This is a genomic window from Leptospira soteropolitanensis (assembly GCF_026151655.1).
Classification (GTDB): Bacteria; Spirochaetota; Leptospiria; order Leptospirales; family Leptospiraceae; genus Leptospira_A; species Leptospira_A soteropolitanensis.
In genome coordinates this window covers 106090-121793 of sequence record NZ_JAMQPN010000001.1, presented here as the reverse complement: position 1 = coordinate 121793, position 15704 = coordinate 106090, and the positions used below count along the sequence as shown (strand labels likewise).

Genomic DNA, 15704 nt, shown 5'->3' with positions numbered 1-15704 from the left:
CCATGTTATACCTAGAAGAAGAAAAAACAAGCCCCGCCATTATCAAAGTTGTAGGTGTAGGTGGAGGCGGAATGAATGCCGTCACCCGTATGGTTCATTCCAAAATGACAGGTGTTGACTTTATAGTCATGAACACCGACGAACAAGTATTATTAAAATCACCTGTAGATGTAAAAATCCAATTAGGTAACAAAGTCACTCGTGGGATGGGTGCTGGTGGAGATCCAGAACTAGGAGAAAAGGCCGCTTTAGAAGACAAAGATCGGATTGTCTCTGCACTCAAAGGGGCAGATATGGTTTTTGTTACGGCTGGAATGGGTGGGGGAACTGGAACAGGTGCTGCTCCCATTATTGCAGCCATTGCCAAAGAAATGAAATGTTTGGTAGTGGGTGTGGTTACTGTACCTTTTTCCTTTGAAGGGAAACGTAGAGCAGAACTTGCAAAACAAGGAATTGACCAACTCCGTGCCAATGTAGACACACTCATCACCATTCGTAACGATTCTATCTTTCAAGTTGTGGATAAAAATACTCCTGTGGATATGGCGTTTCGAGTGATCGACGATATTCTGTTAAACGGTGTTCGTGGAATAAGTGATATCATCAACCATCCTGGAATCATCAATGTTGATTTTGCTGATGTAAAAACCATTATGAAAGACACTGGGGATGCGATTTTGGGAGTAGGGGAAGGTCGCGGAGAAACTCGGGTGAGTGAAGCTGTGGAACAAGCTATCAACAATACCTTGTTAGAAGATTCCAGCATCCAAGGGGCAAAATCTCTTCTGATCAACGTCACTGGTGGAAATGATCTTACCATTCATGAATGGAATGAAGTTTCGCAAATCATTACGGCCCAAGCAGATCCTGATGCGAATATCATCATTGGACTGAACGAAGACCAGTCTCTATCTGACCAAATCCGGGTCACTGTGATTGCGACTGGATTTAATAAAAAAGGAAAACAATACCAAAGAGAACAAAAGGTAGTAGGTTCAGAAGAATCTGTTTCTCCTATGGTATACATCCGAAAGTCGGAAGAAAAAGATTCTGGATTTGGAAAAGAACAAGATTCGGTTCGCAGCATTCGCCAATCTAATCGTGGATTTTCATCTCAGAAACAATCTTCCCCGTTTCAAAACTACGGAGAAGACTACGACATCCCTGCTTTTTTAAGAAGAAAGAACGACTAAACCAAGTTTTTTAAATTTCTAAACTTGGTTTTGTTAGTTAGTTCGTGTAGGAGCGCACGGAAACAAACAATGGTTTGTCGGCTTCGACAAGTAGTTTTTTAGGTGCGGCAGTGACCACAGAACCAGGAGATTCGACTTTAAAGTCATATTCTCCCGGTGCCAAAAGGATTCTTTTGATTTGGAAGTTTGCGGGGATGGTTCTCCAACAACGTAGGTCCGGAGCAATGGTTTGTGAAACTGCAAGGCCTGCAGCGGCACCCGCAGCCACTCGAATGAGTCCTGAAACTAAATCGTTATTTTTGTTTTTCCCACCAGATTCAATGGCTCTTGCCATCGCTTCCGAGGCAATCACTGCTGCCACAACTTTTAAAGCCAAAGAGGATAAGTTCTTGGTAATAAGAGTTTTATAACTTTCATTAAAGTTATTCATGGCTGTTTCAGAATAGTTATTCATGATATCCGAATAACCAACATCTACACCATTGATATAATATTTTTTAGGAAGAGAACCATTCGGATCTCTTTCTTTGTAAATAGGAATAGGATTTTCTGCAATGGAAAGTGCAGCAATAGCTCCCGCGAGAGAAGCACCTGCACCTTTTGCAGTTAAACCTATTTCAACGGCACCTCGTAAAGCAACAGCAAAGTATTCATCTTCCATGAGTTTTCCTCTGGACATTTTGATTGCTGACTTACCTGCTTCGTGGATGATGATTACCTCAGAGAGTTTTTCATTCTCTGGAGATGTTTTTTGCATAGAACGATTGTATGCTTGTAAACTAGCTCTACCTGCTGCATACCTTGATTGATCACCTGAATCTCCTTCTCTAACAGCTAACAAATATCTGTCGGCAATTAGGTTTTGGCTTTTCCCGATGATTTGTTCCATATTCTTATACTGAACTCTTGCGTCATTGTAACGGCCCAATTTTTCCGAAACATAGGCATCAATTAGGCGAGCAGCATTGTTTTGTCGATATTCTGGTGCTAAAAAACGCATTTCTTTTAATTCAAAGTCTAATCTTCGAAAATAAATTTTAGCGTTATTCATGTCACCTTGGAGAAGGTAATTGTTAGCAATATAGAACTTAATCATTACCCTTTCAAAGTCTTCTCCGGTATAATTAGATTCGTTATCAGACAAAATAAACGAAAGTCCAGACCGAGTCATACTGACTTTAATGTTGTCTGCAATGTCTTCTGCTTCTTTGAAAACTTTATTGGAAGTTACGTAATCCCCTTTGGTATGAAAAATCATACCGGCTTCCATTAAAAAAAGTAATTTATCTTTATTGGAAGAACCTTCATAAAGTTCTCTAATTTTGGGAATGGCAGAGTCATAATCTTGTCCATAATACGCGGACTCGGTTGCTTTGATGATTTTGTTATAATCACTGGCACAACCGAGAATGAAAAGAGAAAGAAAGAGAAATGTTTTTTTCATGAAATGACGGTTAGGGGGTTACCAACTAACCCCTTTATTTCCTCGAACAGCTAATTTACGATAGGATACTTTTTCAGACCAAACTGCGATTGTAGTTTCTACTTCTACAAGTTCGATGTTGATGGACTGCTCTACAATTTTTTCCCCGTTGGAAGTAAACATGTTTTCATTAATGTCACAACGAACAAAGAAGTTGGGAGACTTAAGTTTTCCAATGGAAAGTCTGTTGGAAGTGAGTCCGGACAAACTGAACTGAATCTCGTTGAGGGATTGTTCTCTTGTTTTGGTTCGAACTGTATAAATTTTACTTTTGATGAGTTTGGAAACAAAGGCATTGTCAAAAAGTTCTGTTTGGATTTGTTCCGAAGTATCGTTACGGGTAGGGAAGTGAGCAACAAAGACACCTTCTTCGTGTGGGTTCTCTTTGAAGTATTCCCCAATTTGACCTGCAAGTTTGTCTGCAGCTTTTACTAATTCCTGGCTAGTTAGCCCACCTGAGTCGGAAATATAATCATCAGCATTGTCGAGTCGTTTGGGACTGCTACTGCATTGGAATAAGAATCCTACTAAGAGAAAGGAGAAAAGAATTTGTTTCATAACCCCACTTATATGGGGGATACAATTAGGTCTTGTCAATTCCAAAAATCGGCTTTCAGTTCCTCTAATTTTGCATTGCGGTAAGAAGTTTTTTCCTCTTCGGACATTTCTAAAATTTCCCTGGAGTAAATTAGTTCTATTACTTGGCGAAGAAACGTAGGGCTTTCCCAAGATTGGATTTCCCATTTTTCATTTTGATAAAGTTCCTTCTTTTTTTTTAGAAAGATTCGTTTTCTTTCCCTGGAATAACTGTAGGGATTTTTCTGAACATAATCTTCCAGATAGGAGAGGAGGAAAACCGGAGGAGTGGTGGGATGTTTGGGAAAAATGAGATTGCGAATCATAAGAGGAAAAATTTGTTCAGACATACGATTCACGGCTGTTAGTTTTTCGTAGGAAGATAGATCCTCTCTTTGTTCCAACTCCAAACTTTTTTCCTTCCAATTCATAAAAGCAACGTACAAAGCGTAAAGAACATGGGCTCTTTCGTCGGGATAGGTTTCGAGTAAATATTCGTAGGTTTTATCTCTGTCTCCCTTCCAAAGATAGGATTCTTTTCCCCGAAGTGTTTCTAAAAAATCGCGTAAATCTTGTGGGTAACCGGGACCAATGAGAACCTCTGGACGATTTTGTAACCTCTGCCAGTAGACCTCAGATCGGGAGTCATAGGAGGATTGTTTTGGGTCTTCTTTGGTTTTTTTCAGAAAAAGGATATAGACAAGTCCACTCAAAAAGAGGGAAAGTAGAATCAGTATGAAAAGGAAAGTGATGGTTTTCTTTTTGTTAACAGGCATTGTCTTTGGGGCAAGCAGTTGTACAAAAAAATCGAAAAAAGATTCTAATGCGGAACTGCTAGCTTCGATCTTATCGCAAGGGACAGCTATTGATTCGGCTTGTCAAAGGTTTATTTCATCAGAAGCAAATTGTGTGGCAGCTCCAGATTCTAGTTCTGCCGTTTGTTCTGGACTTATTTCTAAAGTTAAGGGAGCGATCCTTCCGCAAGAATTAAATACTGATGCCATCGCGATTTTATACTTCGATTGTTTTACAAAAATAAATTTAACTTATAATGTAACAAAGGCATGTAACAAGAATTCTTTTAATTCCAATTCGGATTATCGCAAAGTCCAAAGAACAGGGAGTTCTCAAGCGGAAATTACATTCAGAGAAAATGTCAACAAATGTGGGTCTTTAGAAAATGAAGTTCCCCCTTCTGATTCCGGACTCAGTGAAACAAATACCATACTTAGTTCCGATCCGTTTCTATAAATTCATTTAGGAGTGCAATATGTCACTGGTAACTAAAGACCAATTGGTCCAAAAATTAAGCCCCATTTATCTTCCGCACGAAATTGAAGAACGTATTCTTCCGTTAGCCGAAGAAATCAATAAACTCAAAAAAGAAAAAAATGCTGTCATTTTGGGTCACAACTATATGACTCCCGATGTATTTTGGGGAGTTTCCGATATCATTGGGGATTCTTTATATCTTTCGAAAATGGCGAAGGAAACAAAAGCTGCCATGATTCTTTTTAATGGAGTTCATTTTATGGCAGAAACTGCCAAAATTTTATCTCCAGAAAAGAAAGTCCTGATTGCAGATCCCAAAGCGGGTTGTTCGTTAGCAGAGTCCATCACTCGAGACGACGTTAAAGCCCTAAAAGCCAAATACCCAGGGGTTCCTGTTGTAACTTATGTTAACTGTTCTGCGGAAGTAAAAGCAGAAACAGATGTTTGTTGTACTTCTGCGAATGCTTTGCAAATCGTAAATGCTGTGGAAGGAGATACTGTCATTTTTTTACCAGATGAATACTTGGCAGGAAATGTAAGAAACCAAACTTCCAAAACCATTATCTCACATCCAGGTCGATGTATGGTGCATGAAATGTATACACCTGAAGATATAAAATCCGCTAAGCGATTGTTCAGTGATGGACTTACTGTAATCACTCATCCAGAGTGTCATGAAGATGTGGTGAAAGAAGCCGATTTTTCAGGATCTACCTCGCAGATGGTGGATTTTATCAGACAAAGCAAAACAAACAAAATTATGCTTGTGACAGAATGTTCGATGGGAGATAACCTTCGTGCTGAATTTCCTGAAAAGGAATTTGTTTCTACATGTCAAACCTGCCCTCACATGAAAAAAATTACTTTGGAAAAAGTAAGAGATGCGCTTTTAAAAGAACAATTTGAAATCTTTTTAGATGAAGAAGTGATTCGTCTCGCACAAAAATCAGTCAATCGTATGTTAGAATTGAGTTATAAAAAGTAGGATCTATGTTTAGAATTGGAAACGGAATCGATTTTCATAAATTAATCCATGAACCATTTCGGCCTTTAGTTTTGGCTGGTGTAGAAGTGAAGTCGGAGTTTGCACTTCTTGGTCATAGCGATGCCGACGTAGTTTTACATGCTGTGGCTGATGCAATTCTTGGTGCTTTGGCTCTTGGTGATATTGGAGTTCATTTTCCTGATACAGATCCACAGTATCACAACATGAAATCCACGCGGATCATCGATAAATGTTTAGAACTGATAGCCGAGAAAAAATTCAAGTTAGTGAACGTGGATTGTACTTATGTGGGAGATCATCCCAAAATCAATCCGATTCGGGCAGAGCTGAATGCGTCTTTGGCAAGTATCACCAAACTACCGTTAGATTGCGTTTCCATCAAAGCAACTACATCCGAAGGAATGGGTTCCTTGGGACGCAGTGAAGGTGTGATGGTGATGGCTTCCGTTTTACTCGAAAGTACAAAATAAATTTCTTAAAATAGTTTTTGTTTTCCGGAAGCGATATGGTCTAGGTCTGCATCGCTAAAAAATAGAAAAAGAAGTTTGGAAACTAGATTGGGATTGGTTTCGATTTCCCACTTTCCATGGATACGAACGCCGTTCTGAATCGTTTCCAACTGGTAGGATTCCTTTAGAATCCGGTAGTGTTTGAAACCTTCTGCTGCAATTTGGAACTCTGGTTGGCCTTGTGTATTGGAAGAGATTGTAGTGCATTTTACCATTTCTCCCATAATTTTGGATTCCCAACTTTCACCTACTACAGGCAATCGAGAAACCTTGGGTTGGAAAGAGTCATAAAGAACTTTTTGTACAAGTTCCTGTTTGTTTGTGACGTCCCATGTCCTCTCTACTTGAGTTCCACTTTGTCGCAAGATTGCCACGGCAAAGACTAAAACAAAAACGCCAAAAACACGAAGATACCAAATCATATCTCCATAGAAAAATCTATTGCCTAGGGATCGATTGAAATTTATTTTTCTCTTACCGAAAGGAAACTTGTGGGAGGGTATTGCCACTGCACGCAGGAAGAGAAATATCATCGAAACGTGTTTCAGGACTTGTGCAGGTATATCAACGTGAATATCATCTACCAAGACATACCAACCCGTTTCCAGAAATTTTAGATGATACCATCTACAATCGAATTCTAAAAGATCCTAACTATTGGATCTCACAAGAATTAGAAGATAAAATCATTCAAACTGTCTCCCAGTCCCTCGATATATCTGGGATTTTATACCATTTAGGCACAGAAAGTCTCATCACCAATGCTTATGAATTGCTTCCTTTAGATGATTCTAGGATTGATTTGGGGGAGATGATCGAAAGACTCCCTATTTTAATTGGTCGCCTAACGAGAGTAGTTTATTTAAACGTAAAACCAACTTCAAATCAAAAAGTAATATTTGTATTTAAGTATTTACCGGAATACCAGGATAAATGGTATGATGCAGTCTTTTTTCAAGGTATGTTAAACGGCCTTGCCGTACTTTTTGAACTAAAAACTTTTACGATCCGAATGACTAAAACCAAACTTTTTGGAATCCATGTTTCTCACAAAGAGTTAGGAGAAGATATCCTTTTTGGTGCTGAGTCCAATGAATATGAAATGGAATGGGAAGAAGATAGTTTGTTTTTATCTCGTTCCCGTTTGACCAAGGATGATGTGAATCACCGGCATAGAGTTATGGTCACCTCCCGTATGGATTCCCAGTTGGAAGAAATTTCGATTGTGGATGTCAAAGATGTTGTTGGAAAGTCCCGTGAGTTAGCGATTGAAAATCGTGATTTGGAAGCTGCTGTAGAAGTATTAAAATCTTTCAAACAAGAGTTGGAGAAAAAACAACTTTCAATGGCAAAGGACTTAAAACTTGCCAAAAACATTCAAAAAGGTCTTATCCCAGAAATCATTCCGGACTGGAATGGAATCCAATTTTGGACTGCCTTTACTCCTATGCAAGAGGTAAGTGGCGATTATTATGATTATTTTCCATATAATATGGATAAGTTGGGAGTTGCGGTTTGCGATGTTTCAGGGCATGGAGTCCCTGCTGCTTTTATCACCGCCTTATCTAAGTTATTATTTTCCAATTTTAAAAAACCAAAACCTTCAGAAACTTTCAAATTAATCAATCGGGAACTTTTGGATTTGGTGAAACAACAAGGGTATACAACTTGTGTTTATGTTTTGATTCACGATGACTATAAAGTTTTGTATTCCGTAGCTGGCCATCCAAGACCTATTCTTTACCGAGCAAAAACCAAACAAGCTGAGATCTGCGAAGGAGATGGAACATTTCTTGGAATGTTTCCCGATGCCGGTGATACGTTCCGAGACCTTCAGATCCAACTAGAACCTGGTGATAAATTATTTTTATACACGGATGGCCTCACGGAAGCAGAAAATGATAAGGGAAAAGCTTTTGGAGAAGAGAAACTCATTCATATCATTGAATCTTGTGCAGAGAAATCCATTCAGGAAACTGTAGAAACCATTCTAACCAATCACAAAGAATTTACAATGGGCACAGACCCAATGGATGATATCACTTTGCTTGGACTTCAACTTTCTCCTATGCTTCCCGAATTTAATTTGATTAAGGCTAAGGGAGATGAGGCCTATCGTAAAAAACAATTTTCAGAAGCAGTCGTTTTTTATGAACAAGCGCACCAGATTTTGCCACGCGAATTAGACACACAACTTTCTTACGGGAAAGCGCTTGCATATAGTGGAAACTTTGAAAAAGCCATTAGTTTGTTGGAATCATACAATAAATTCAAAACCAATCATTTTAAATCACATTCCGTTCTTGGTTATTGTTACTACCAAGTCGAAATGTATGAAAAAGCAGAAATCGAATGGAAAAAAGCACATTCCATTAATGACTCTAACCTATCTAATTTATATAACTTGGCTCAGTTGTATCGAAAGTTAAATCAAAAGAAAAAAATGAAAGATGTAATTGAAAAAATGAAACGAATTGAAGAAACATATCTTCATATCCTACCACTTGAGAAGAAGTGGGAATCTTTACCTGATGAATAGAGTAAAAATTTTAATCCTTTCTTTTTGTTTTTTTCATTTTACCTTTCCCAAAGACCATAGTTTTCATTCTGATTTCGGATTGGAATGGTGTTACTTTGTTGGTTTTCTGGAGTCTGCTTCTGGGAATCAATATGGATATGAATTGTCTTTTTTTCGTTTAAAACTTTCTGATGATTCGGATTGGAGAGCGGAAATTTTTCCTGTTCATTTTGCAATTTCCGATTTTTCCAATAAAAAACATCAATCCTCACAGACCATTAAACGGAGTATAGGTGACTTAGCTGGTTATTCAGATCAATCCATTTATAGTGGAGACTATCATTTAAATATTATTTCCAAAGATAAGTTTCAGATTACAGCTAGGTCAACATCTAAAAATTTGAGTATCAATTTGGACTTACAAGGAAACGGAAAGGTTTTAGTTCATGGCAAAGATGGTATTTCGATTAAGTCGAACAGAAACCCCAATATCTTTTCGTATTATTATAGTTATCCGAGACTTATCACAACAGGACATTTAGTTCTGAACGGAAAACAGGAAACCATTGTTTCTGGAACTTCTTGGATGGATCACGAATGGAGCGAAAAAAAATCAAAGTCCTTACCTACACTTGCTACAGGCGAAACAGGTTGGGATTGGATTTGTCTCTCGGACAGTTTCGGTGGAGATTATGTTTTTTTTCGGTTTCGAGAATCTGACACATCTTTTCCTGAAATTTTTGGAACCTATCGAAATCCTGAAGGAAAAACTACTTACTGGAAAGAACCTGGTCAAATTCAAATGGAACCCATTGGGCCTTATTGGAAAAGTCCAGTTACAAAAATAGAATACCCACTCCACTGGAAAATCAAATATCCTGGTGGGGAATGGAAGGTTTCTCCCATTTTCAGTGAACAAGAGTTTGATGGAAGTAAAACCACGTCCACAATCTATTGGGAAGGTGGAGTGGAGGCCGAAGATCTAAGTCAAAAAAAATCAGCCAAAGGATATTTAGAATTGAAAGGTTACAAAAAGTCGAAAGACTGGTGGGAGTTTTAAGACATGTGGAAATATTTTCTAAAACGTTTTTTGCTTATCTTTCCTACTTTACTTGGAATCACTTTCCTTGTATTTTTGATCTCCCATTTTGCACCGGGTGGTCCACTCAATAGCGAAATTGCAAAACTAAAAGGTTCTGGTAATTTAGCTGGTGCTTCTACCAAACAAATTTCTCAGGAAGAAATTGAACTCATCAAACAAAGACTCCACCTAGACAAACCAGCACCAGTGGCCTATTTACTTTGGCTCAAACAAATTGTTCAATTTGATTTGGGTGAGTCAAGATTACACTCACGTAAGGTATCCGACCTCATTGTAGAAAAACTTCCCATTTCATTGTTCTTTGGTTTATCAGGTTTCTTTTTGACTTATTTAATTTGTATTCCTCTTGGAATTCAAAAAGCATTAAAGGAAGGGAGTCGATTTGATTTTATTTCTAGTTTTATAATCTTTTTCACGTATTCACTTCCTGTTTTTGCGTTTGCGATGTTACTTTTGTATTTATTTGCATCGGGAGAAGTTTTTTCTTTTTTCCCATTGGGCCACGAAGTTTCAGACTTTTACGAAGAATTGAGTTATTGGGGAAAGGTAAAAGACCGAATAATGCATATGTTTTTACCTGTGATTTGTTATGTGGTCGGAAGTTTCGCTGTTCTTACTCTACTCATGAAAAACAGTCTACTCGATCAAATTGCTAAAGAATATGTTAGGACCGCTGTTTCGAAGGGACTAAGTTTTTCGGATTCCATTTTTCATCATGCTTTTCGTAATTCACTCATTCCTATCGCGACAGGTTTCGGAAGTAATTTAACTTTAATTTTCTCTGGATCGTTGTTCGTTGAGTTGGTTTTTAATATCGATGGGATGGGTCTTTTAAGTTTTGAAGCTGTAAGAGAAAGGGATACAGATCTTATGATGGGGTTACTTTTAACTCAAAGCTTTCTCGGCCTAATAGGAAAGATAGTTTCTGACTTTTGTTATATACTCATTGATCCGAGGATTGACTTCGAATGAACTTTATTTCAAACCCGGCAAACGTTCGTAAGTGGGAAAAGTTTAAAAAAAATAAACGAGCTTATTACTCGATGTTAATACTTTTTTACACTTATATTTTGTCTTTGTTTTCTCCATTACTCATAAACAACAAACCGCTTTTTGTGGTATTTGAAGGAAGTGTTTCTTTTCCTATTTTTAGTTTTTACCCAGAAACAAAATTTGGCGGAAATAATTTAACAGAACCGAATTATAAAAAATTAAACAGACAAGAACAATTTACAAACACTTCAAACTATATGGTATTCCCACCCATTCCTTTTGGAGTCAATGAAGACAACTTAGATAGTTTAGAAGAAGGAACCAATCCTCCATCGAAACCAAACTTACGCCATTGGATGGGTACAGATGATAGGGGTAGGGATGTTTTTACGCGAATCATCTATGGGTATAGACTTGCGATGACTTTTAGTTTAATTCTGATCATTGTTGAGATTCTTTTAGCTTCCATTATCGGAGGGATCCAAGGATATTTTATGGGCAGATTGGATTTATTTTTACAACGAATCATCGAAATACTTTCTGCGATTCCATTTTTATATCTGATTCTAATCATGGGTTCTTTTTTTGGAAGAGGGTTTATGGTCCTTATTGTTACCTATGGTTCGTTGAGTTGGATAGGGTTAAGTTATTATATGAGAGGTGAGTTTTTAAAACTTCGTAATCAGCAGTTTGTTGATGCAGCAAAAACTTTAGGTGCCTCTTCGTTTTCCATCATTATGCGACATTTGTTGCCAAATTCGATTACACCACTTGTCACCTTCTTACCTTTTATTTTAATCTCTGCCATTTCCGTTCTTTCTGCTTTGGACTTTTTGGGATATGGTATTCCCGCACCGAATCCTTCCTGGGGTGAGCTGATCGGGCAAGGAAGAGAGAGGTTAACGGCATGGTGGTTGATCACCTTTCCTTCTGTGGCATTATTTTTAACGATTTTGTTTTCAGCATTTGTTGGGGAAGGACTCCGCGATGCATTTGATCCCAAAGATAAGGTGGCTTACGAATGAAAGAAATTGATAAAGCCATCCAAGTAAATGACCTTTCCATCCAAATCAAAACTGACGATGGAATTTTACCTATAGTTGATAATGTTAATTTTTATCTGGCAAAGGGCGAAACCTTAGCTCTTGTCGGTGAATCTGGTTGCGGAAAATCGATTACAAGTTTGGCACTCACAAAGTTGTTGCCATCCAATACCACATTGTATCCGACCGGATCAATTTTATTTGAAGAACATGATTTACTAAAAATGTCTTCTGAACACCTAATGTCTGTCAGAGGAAAAAAGATTTCTTATGTTTTTCAGGAACCTTTTTCAGCATTAAACCCACTTCATAAAATTGGGACTCAACTCACTGAAGGTTTTTTATTACATGGTCTTGGCACCAAAAAACAAGCAGAAGAAAAGGCAATTTACTTATTGGAAAGAGTAGGGATTACCGATGCCAAACTTAGATTAGGACAGTATCCAAATCAATTTTCTGGTGGTATGTTACAAAGAGTTTGTATTGCAATGGCACTTATGTGCGATCCTAAAGTTTTAATCGCAGATGAACCAACGAGCGCCATCGATGTTACCATCCAATTACAATTGATAGAACTACTAAAAGACTTACGAAAAGAAAATGGGATGTCAGTACTGTTTATTTCCCATGACATTGGACTTGTAAGTCATATAGCCGATCGGATTGCCGTGATGTATGCAGGACGGATCATTGAACAAGGAAGTGTAGGTCAAATCATTGATAACCCGAAACATCCTTATACACAAGCATTAATCGCTGCTTACCCAACACATGAAAACATTGGCAAAAAACTTGTGACCATTGAAGGAATTGTTCCTTCTCCAAAATCTTATCCAACTGGTTGTCGATTCCATACTCGCTGTAATGATAAACTTCCAATTTGTAGTGAGTCGATTCCAAAGGTTATTTCTTTATCTGATAACCAGTCAGTAGAATGTTTTTTATATGGAGGAAATGAAAGTGCTTAATGTAAAAGATTTGGTAGTTTCTTATAAACAATCCCAATCACTTTCTTTTTCTACTAAGCGTCTTGTTGCTGTGGAAGGAGTAAGTTTTACAATCCCAGAAGGAAAAATCTTAGGACTAGTTGGTGAATCAGGGTGTGGTAAATCCACAATAGGAAGGGCCATTTTGTCCTTATTACCTTTTGATTCAGGATCCATCCAATTTGAGAATCAGGAAATTAAAAACATTCCCAAAGAAAAATTAAAAGCACTCAAAAGGAAAATCCAAGTTGTTTTTCAAGATCCTTATTCTTCGCTAAACCCTCGTTTTACGATCGAAGAAATTCTTACGGAAGGTCTCCAAATACATTTTTCCAATCTTACGGCTTCGGAAAAAAAAGAAAAAGCAGTAAAGGCACTTGCAGAAGTCAATTTGCCTGCAGATATTTTACATCGTTATCCTCATGAGTTTAGTGGTGGGCAGAGACAAAGGATTGCCATTGCTCGCGCTTTAATTTTAGAACCAAGTCTAGTTGTTTGCGATGAAGCAGTTTCTGCTTTAGATATTTCTACCCAAGCACAAGTAATTAATAATATTTTGTTATTACGTGAGAAATTTGGTCTATCTTATTTGTTTATATCTCATGACTTGAACATAGTAAAACATGTATCGGATCGAATCGCTGTCATGTATTTAGGACAAATTGTAGAGGAATGTAGTCGTGACGAGATCTCACAAAAACCATTACATCCTTATACAAAGGCATTGTTCTCAGCTAGTTTTGATCTTAAAGATAGAACCAAAATTTCTCATCCTTTAGTTGGTGAAATTCCTAGTTTGATGAACAAACCACGTGGTTGTAGATTCCATACAAGATGTCCTATTGTTCAAGATATTTGTAAAATGGAAGAACCTGTGGAAACATTTCCTACACCAACACGTAGAGTAAAATGCCATTTCCCCTTGTTATAAAATTCTAATGAAATTAAGCTTTCGTGACAAAATCAAAGGCGTTGTCGGAAAAATTTTGCTGACTTCTATTTTTGTCGTTTCGATGACTATGTTTTTTATTCTGTATCCTCTTTTGGCGGATCCAGATTATTATAAAAAATTAATTCTGGATACAACAAACCAACTAACAGGACTAGAGGTGAACTACCAATCTTCGGAACCGGTATTTTTCCCTTTTCCTGGAATTGAACTGGCAGAAGTTACGGTTTCAAAAAATAACGACGAGTTGATTCAAGTTCACAAACTAAGGATCGAAGTTTATTATGGAGTTTTTGTTGGTAAACCTCTAGAAATAAAAAAGATATATCTTAACACGGGGACTGTCGAAATTGTCCGAGAAAAGGACGAATCCTTTCCACTTTTTGAACGAATTCTTTCTAAATCGGAATCTCCCCAAATTGAATCCCAAAAGCCTTCAGAAGAAGTAACAGACCAAAGAACTAAGTATTATTTCTCGAAAGTTTTTGCAAATTTTGTAAACCAAATCGAAATAAAAAACATTACGATTCTCTTTGAAGACAAATTATATTCTCGTAATGTCAAATTGTATCTTTGGGAAACCAGTTTTCAATTGGATCGAGAGATTAGAAATTTAGATGTTTATATCTATGGTAAGTTAAATGACGAGCCAATTTCTTTCAGTACAAATATGTCTTTTGTTACCGAAGAAATGAATTATGAATCGGCAAGATTGGAAGGTGAGTTTTCTTTTCAAAATTTAAAAGGAACAGATCTTCATGATATATTGATTATTTTTACTTATGGAGATCTGCGTTTTGTAAAAACTACAGGGAATATTCCTTTTTATAAAAGAGACGATGCAAAAATCTATGCAGTTGTAGATCGAATGCATATTAGAGATTTAGCTTTGAGAGATGGTAAAACTTTCGCTGATGGACAAGTTTCAACGATTATGAATTATGATATTCGCGAAGATAAGTTGTCTTTCGCAAATATTGTTGTAGATTGGAAAGGTAAATCAAAGTTAAACGGATCTGGTTATGTAAACTTTTTAAAACCACCTCTGTCGCCAACCATCTCATTTGAAGGAACTTCCGACTATCTGGATGTCCCTAGTATTATTAAAGTAATAAAAATCTGGATAGATCCTGATTTTGAAAAATCAATTTTAACAAGAGGTATTCCAAGTACTGGTTATGTGAACCGGATGAATGTTTATTTGAATTTTAATTTAAGAAATTTGAATGCTGGAGACTTTCATGCTGATTCTCTAAAATTAAATGTTCATTATGCTAAAAGAAAACTGAATATCACAAAATATGAATTAAAAGCTTATGAAGGATTTGCAACCGGAACCGGGCATTATCTTTGGGGAAAGAATGCGGGCCTCGAACTCAAAGGAAACATTAAAAATTTAGCAATAGCACCGATTTTATCCGATCTTTTTAAAATATCGCCAATTACTGGAAAATTAGATTCCGAATTTGTTTTGAATTCTCCTGCAGATACAGAAGATGCCCTAGTTAATAACTTACAAATTACTGGTAATATCAATGCCAAGAATGGTGAGTTATTAAGTTATACAAATATTTTGAAACCAATTAGTTCGATAGGAAGTGTAATTAATTTAAAAAAAGTGGATTTTAGCCGAGCGACACCGTATAACGAGTTAAAGTTTGATTTCCGTTACGCAAAAGAATCCATTGAAGTAACTAATTTTACTTTAAAAGCGGATGGGATTGCCGGTTCTGGTGTTGGCAAAATTGGTTTCAATAAAAACATCGATATGAAGTTCACCGTTGGTTTTCCAGGAGTGGCCGGAAGAGCGTTAAAACTTCCCATTATTTATAGAGGAACCTACGGAGTTTCAACCCCATTTATTGATCCTATTTGGCTTGGTTCAGTGTATGCAGGAACTATTTTTTTAGCAAGTCCCGCTGGTGCTGCTGTAGGTGGAATTGCTGGATCAGCCATGTCGGAGTATGTAAACAAAGCAGTGGATAATGTCACTGGTGGCGTGCAAAAAGGTTGGAATGGAATTAAATCTCTGTTTGGCGGAAAAGGCGAGGAAGGAAAAACGGAGGAATAAACT

At 37.2% G+C, this 15704-nt stretch carries 15 protein-coding genes; 11 read left to right on the top strand and 4 right to left on the bottom strand.

Translation table 11 applies throughout. The features are described 5' to 3' along the window. Positions 1 to 2: 2 nt before the first annotated feature. Positions 3 to 1193, top strand: coding sequence for a cell division protein FtsZ (gene ftsZ / locus ND811_RS00585; RefSeq protein ID WP_265350847.1), 1191 nt, complete (start codon positions 3 to 5; stop codon positions 1191 to 1193). Positions 1194 to 1230: 37 nt separating this feature from the next. Here ftsZ and ND811_RS00580 read toward each other — a convergent pair whose 3' ends face one another. The 3 genes from ND811_RS00580 to ND811_RS00570 are packed head-to-tail and all read right to left on the bottom strand — an operon-like array spanning position 1231 to position 4028. Next, a complete protein-coding gene (locus tag ND811_RS00580) occupies positions 1231 to 2637 on the bottom strand; it encodes a COG3014 family protein (protein WP_265350848.1) in 1407 nt (468 codons plus the stop codon). A gap of 18 nt (positions 2638 to 2655) precedes the next feature. Continuing rightward, the gene (locus tag ND811_RS00575; protein ID WP_100741693.1) at positions 2656 to 3234 is read right to left on the bottom strand and encodes a penicillin-binding protein activator LpoB; all 579 of its coding nucleotides are present in this window, start codon (positions 3232 to 3234) and stop codon (positions 2656 to 2658) included. Positions 3235 to 3269: 35 nt separating this feature from the next. After that, on the bottom strand, positions 3270 to 4028 hold the full coding sequence (locus ND811_RS00570; protein WP_265350849.1) for a hypothetical protein: 759 nt from the start codon (positions 4026 to 4028) through the stop codon (positions 3270 to 3272). Here ND811_RS00570 and ND811_RS00565 point away from each other — a divergent pair. Genes ND811_RS00565 through ispF form a run of 3 tightly spaced genes read left to right on the top strand, consistent with a single transcriptional unit; the run spans position 4003 to position 6000 of the window. Continuing rightward, positions 4003 to 4503, top strand: coding sequence for a hypothetical protein (locus tag ND811_RS00565; RefSeq protein WP_265350850.1), 501 nt, complete (start codon positions 4003 to 4005; stop codon positions 4501 to 4503). The two genes, ND811_RS00570 and ND811_RS00565, sit on opposite strands and share 26 nt — an antisense overlap. 19 nt (positions 4504 to 4522) lie before the next feature. After that, positions 4523 to 5509, top strand: a complete 987-nt coding sequence (gene nadA / locus ND811_RS00560) for a quinolinate synthase NadA (RefSeq protein WP_265350851.1) — start codon at positions 4523 to 4525, stop codon at positions 5507 to 5509. 5 nt (positions 5510 to 5514) lie between these two features. Then, positions 5515 to 6000 (top strand): 2-C-methyl-D-erythritol 2,4-cyclodiphosphate synthase, encoded by a 486-nt coding sequence (gene ispF / locus ND811_RS00555; protein ID WP_265350852.1) that lies wholly within the window; start codon positions 5515 to 5517, stop codon positions 5998 to 6000. A 5-nt stretch (positions 6001 to 6005) separates the two neighbouring features. Here ispF and ND811_RS00550 read toward each other — a convergent pair whose 3' ends face one another. Next, positions 6006 to 6461 carry a hypothetical protein gene (locus ND811_RS00550; protein ID WP_265350853.1) on the bottom strand — a complete coding sequence of 152 codons (456 nt, stop codon included), beginning with the start codon at positions 6459 to 6461 and terminating at the stop codon, positions 6006 to 6008. Between the two features lie 131 nt (positions 6462 to 6592). Here ND811_RS00550 and ND811_RS00545 point away from each other — a divergent pair, with 131 nt between their 5' ends. The 7 genes from ND811_RS00545 to ND811_RS00515 are packed head-to-tail and all read left to right on the top strand — an operon-like array spanning position 6593 to position 15701. Next, positions 6593 to 8578 (top strand): SpoIIE family protein phosphatase, encoded by a 1986-nt coding sequence (locus ND811_RS00545; RefSeq protein ID WP_322113439.1) that lies wholly within the window; start codon positions 6593 to 6595, stop codon positions 8576 to 8578. Continuing rightward, on the top strand, positions 8571 to 9617 hold the full coding sequence (locus tag ND811_RS00540; protein ID WP_265350855.1) for a lipocalin-like domain-containing protein: 1047 nt from the start codon (positions 8571 to 8573) through the stop codon (positions 9615 to 9617). Before ND811_RS00545 ends, ND811_RS00540 begins: the two co-directional genes overlap by 8 nt. 3 nt (positions 9618 to 9620) lie before the next feature. Next, the gene (locus ND811_RS00535; protein WP_265350856.1) at positions 9621 to 10631 is read left to right on the top strand and encodes an ABC transporter permease subunit; all 1011 of its coding nucleotides are present in this window, start codon (positions 9621 to 9623) and stop codon (positions 10629 to 10631) included. Further along, positions 10628 to 11677, top strand: coding sequence for an ABC transporter permease subunit (locus tag ND811_RS00530; protein ID WP_265350857.1), 1050 nt, complete (start codon positions 10628 to 10630; stop codon positions 11675 to 11677). Before ND811_RS00535 ends, ND811_RS00530 begins: the two co-directional genes overlap by 4 nt. Then, on the top strand, positions 11674 to 12663 hold the full coding sequence (locus ND811_RS00525; RefSeq protein WP_265350858.1) for an ABC transporter ATP-binding protein: 990 nt from the start codon (positions 11674 to 11676) through the stop codon (positions 12661 to 12663). The genes ND811_RS00530 and ND811_RS00525 overlap by 4 nt, the downstream gene beginning before the upstream one ends. After that, positions 12656 to 13612, top strand: a complete 957-nt coding sequence (locus ND811_RS00520) for an ABC transporter ATP-binding protein (RefSeq protein ID WP_265350859.1) — start codon at positions 12656 to 12658, stop codon at positions 13610 to 13612. The genes ND811_RS00525 and ND811_RS00520 overlap by 8 nt, the downstream gene beginning before the upstream one ends. Before the next feature lie 7 nt (positions 13613 to 13619). Further along, a complete protein-coding gene (locus ND811_RS00515; RefSeq protein WP_265350860.1) occupies positions 13620 to 15701 on the top strand; it encodes an AsmA family protein in 2082 nt (693 codons plus the stop codon). Positions 15702 to 15704 lie beyond the last annotated feature (3 nt).

What these genes read in the sequence shown, in the direction of transcription:
- ND811_RS00535 (WP_265350856.1), top strand. Translation starts at nt 9,621, where the DNA reads ATGTGGAAATATTTTCTAAAACGTTTTTTGCTTATCTTTCCTACTTTA.
- ND811_RS00580 (WP_265350848.1), bottom strand. Translation starts at nt 2,637, where the DNA reads ATGAAAAAAACATTTCTCTTTCTTTCTCTTTTCATTCTCGGTTGTGCC.
- ND811_RS00570 (WP_265350849.1), bottom strand. Translation starts at nt 4,028, where the DNA reads ATGCCTGTTAACAAAAAGAAAACCATCACTTTCCTTTTCATACTGATT.
- ispF (WP_265350852.1), top strand. Translation starts at nt 5,515, where the DNA reads ATGTTTAGAATTGGAAACGGAATCGATTTTCATAAATTAATCCATGAA.
- ND811_RS00530 (WP_265350857.1), top strand. Translation starts at nt 10,628, where the DNA reads ATGAACTTTATTTCAAACCCGGCAAACGTTCGTAAGTGGGAAAAGTTT.
- nadA (WP_265350851.1), top strand. Translation starts at nt 4,523, where the DNA reads ATGTCACTGGTAACTAAAGACCAATTGGTCCAAAAATTAAGCCCCATT.
- ND811_RS00550 (WP_265350853.1), bottom strand. Translation starts at nt 6,461, where the DNA reads ATGATTTGGTATCTTCGTGTTTTTGGCGTTTTTGTTTTAGTCTTTGCC.
- ND811_RS00525 (WP_265350858.1), top strand. Translation starts at nt 11,674, where the DNA reads ATGAAAGAAATTGATAAAGCCATCCAAGTAAATGACCTTTCCATCCAA.
- ftsZ (WP_265350847.1), top strand. Translation starts at nt 3, where the DNA reads ATGTTATACCTAGAAGAAGAAAAAACAAGCCCCGCCATTATCAAAGTT.
- ND811_RS00575 (WP_100741693.1), bottom strand. Translation starts at nt 3,234, where the DNA reads ATGAAACAAATTCTTTTCTCCTTTCTCTTAGTAGGATTCTTATTCCAA.
- ND811_RS00565 (WP_265350850.1), top strand. Translation starts at nt 4,003, where the DNA reads ATGGTTTTCTTTTTGTTAACAGGCATTGTCTTTGGGGCAAGCAGTTGT.
- ND811_RS00515 (WP_265350860.1), top strand. Translation starts at nt 13,620, where the DNA reads ATGAAATTAAGCTTTCGTGACAAAATCAAAGGCGTTGTCGGAAAAATT.
- ND811_RS00540 (WP_265350855.1), top strand. Translation starts at nt 8,571, where the DNA reads ATGAATAGAGTAAAAATTTTAATCCTTTCTTTTTGTTTTTTTCATTTT.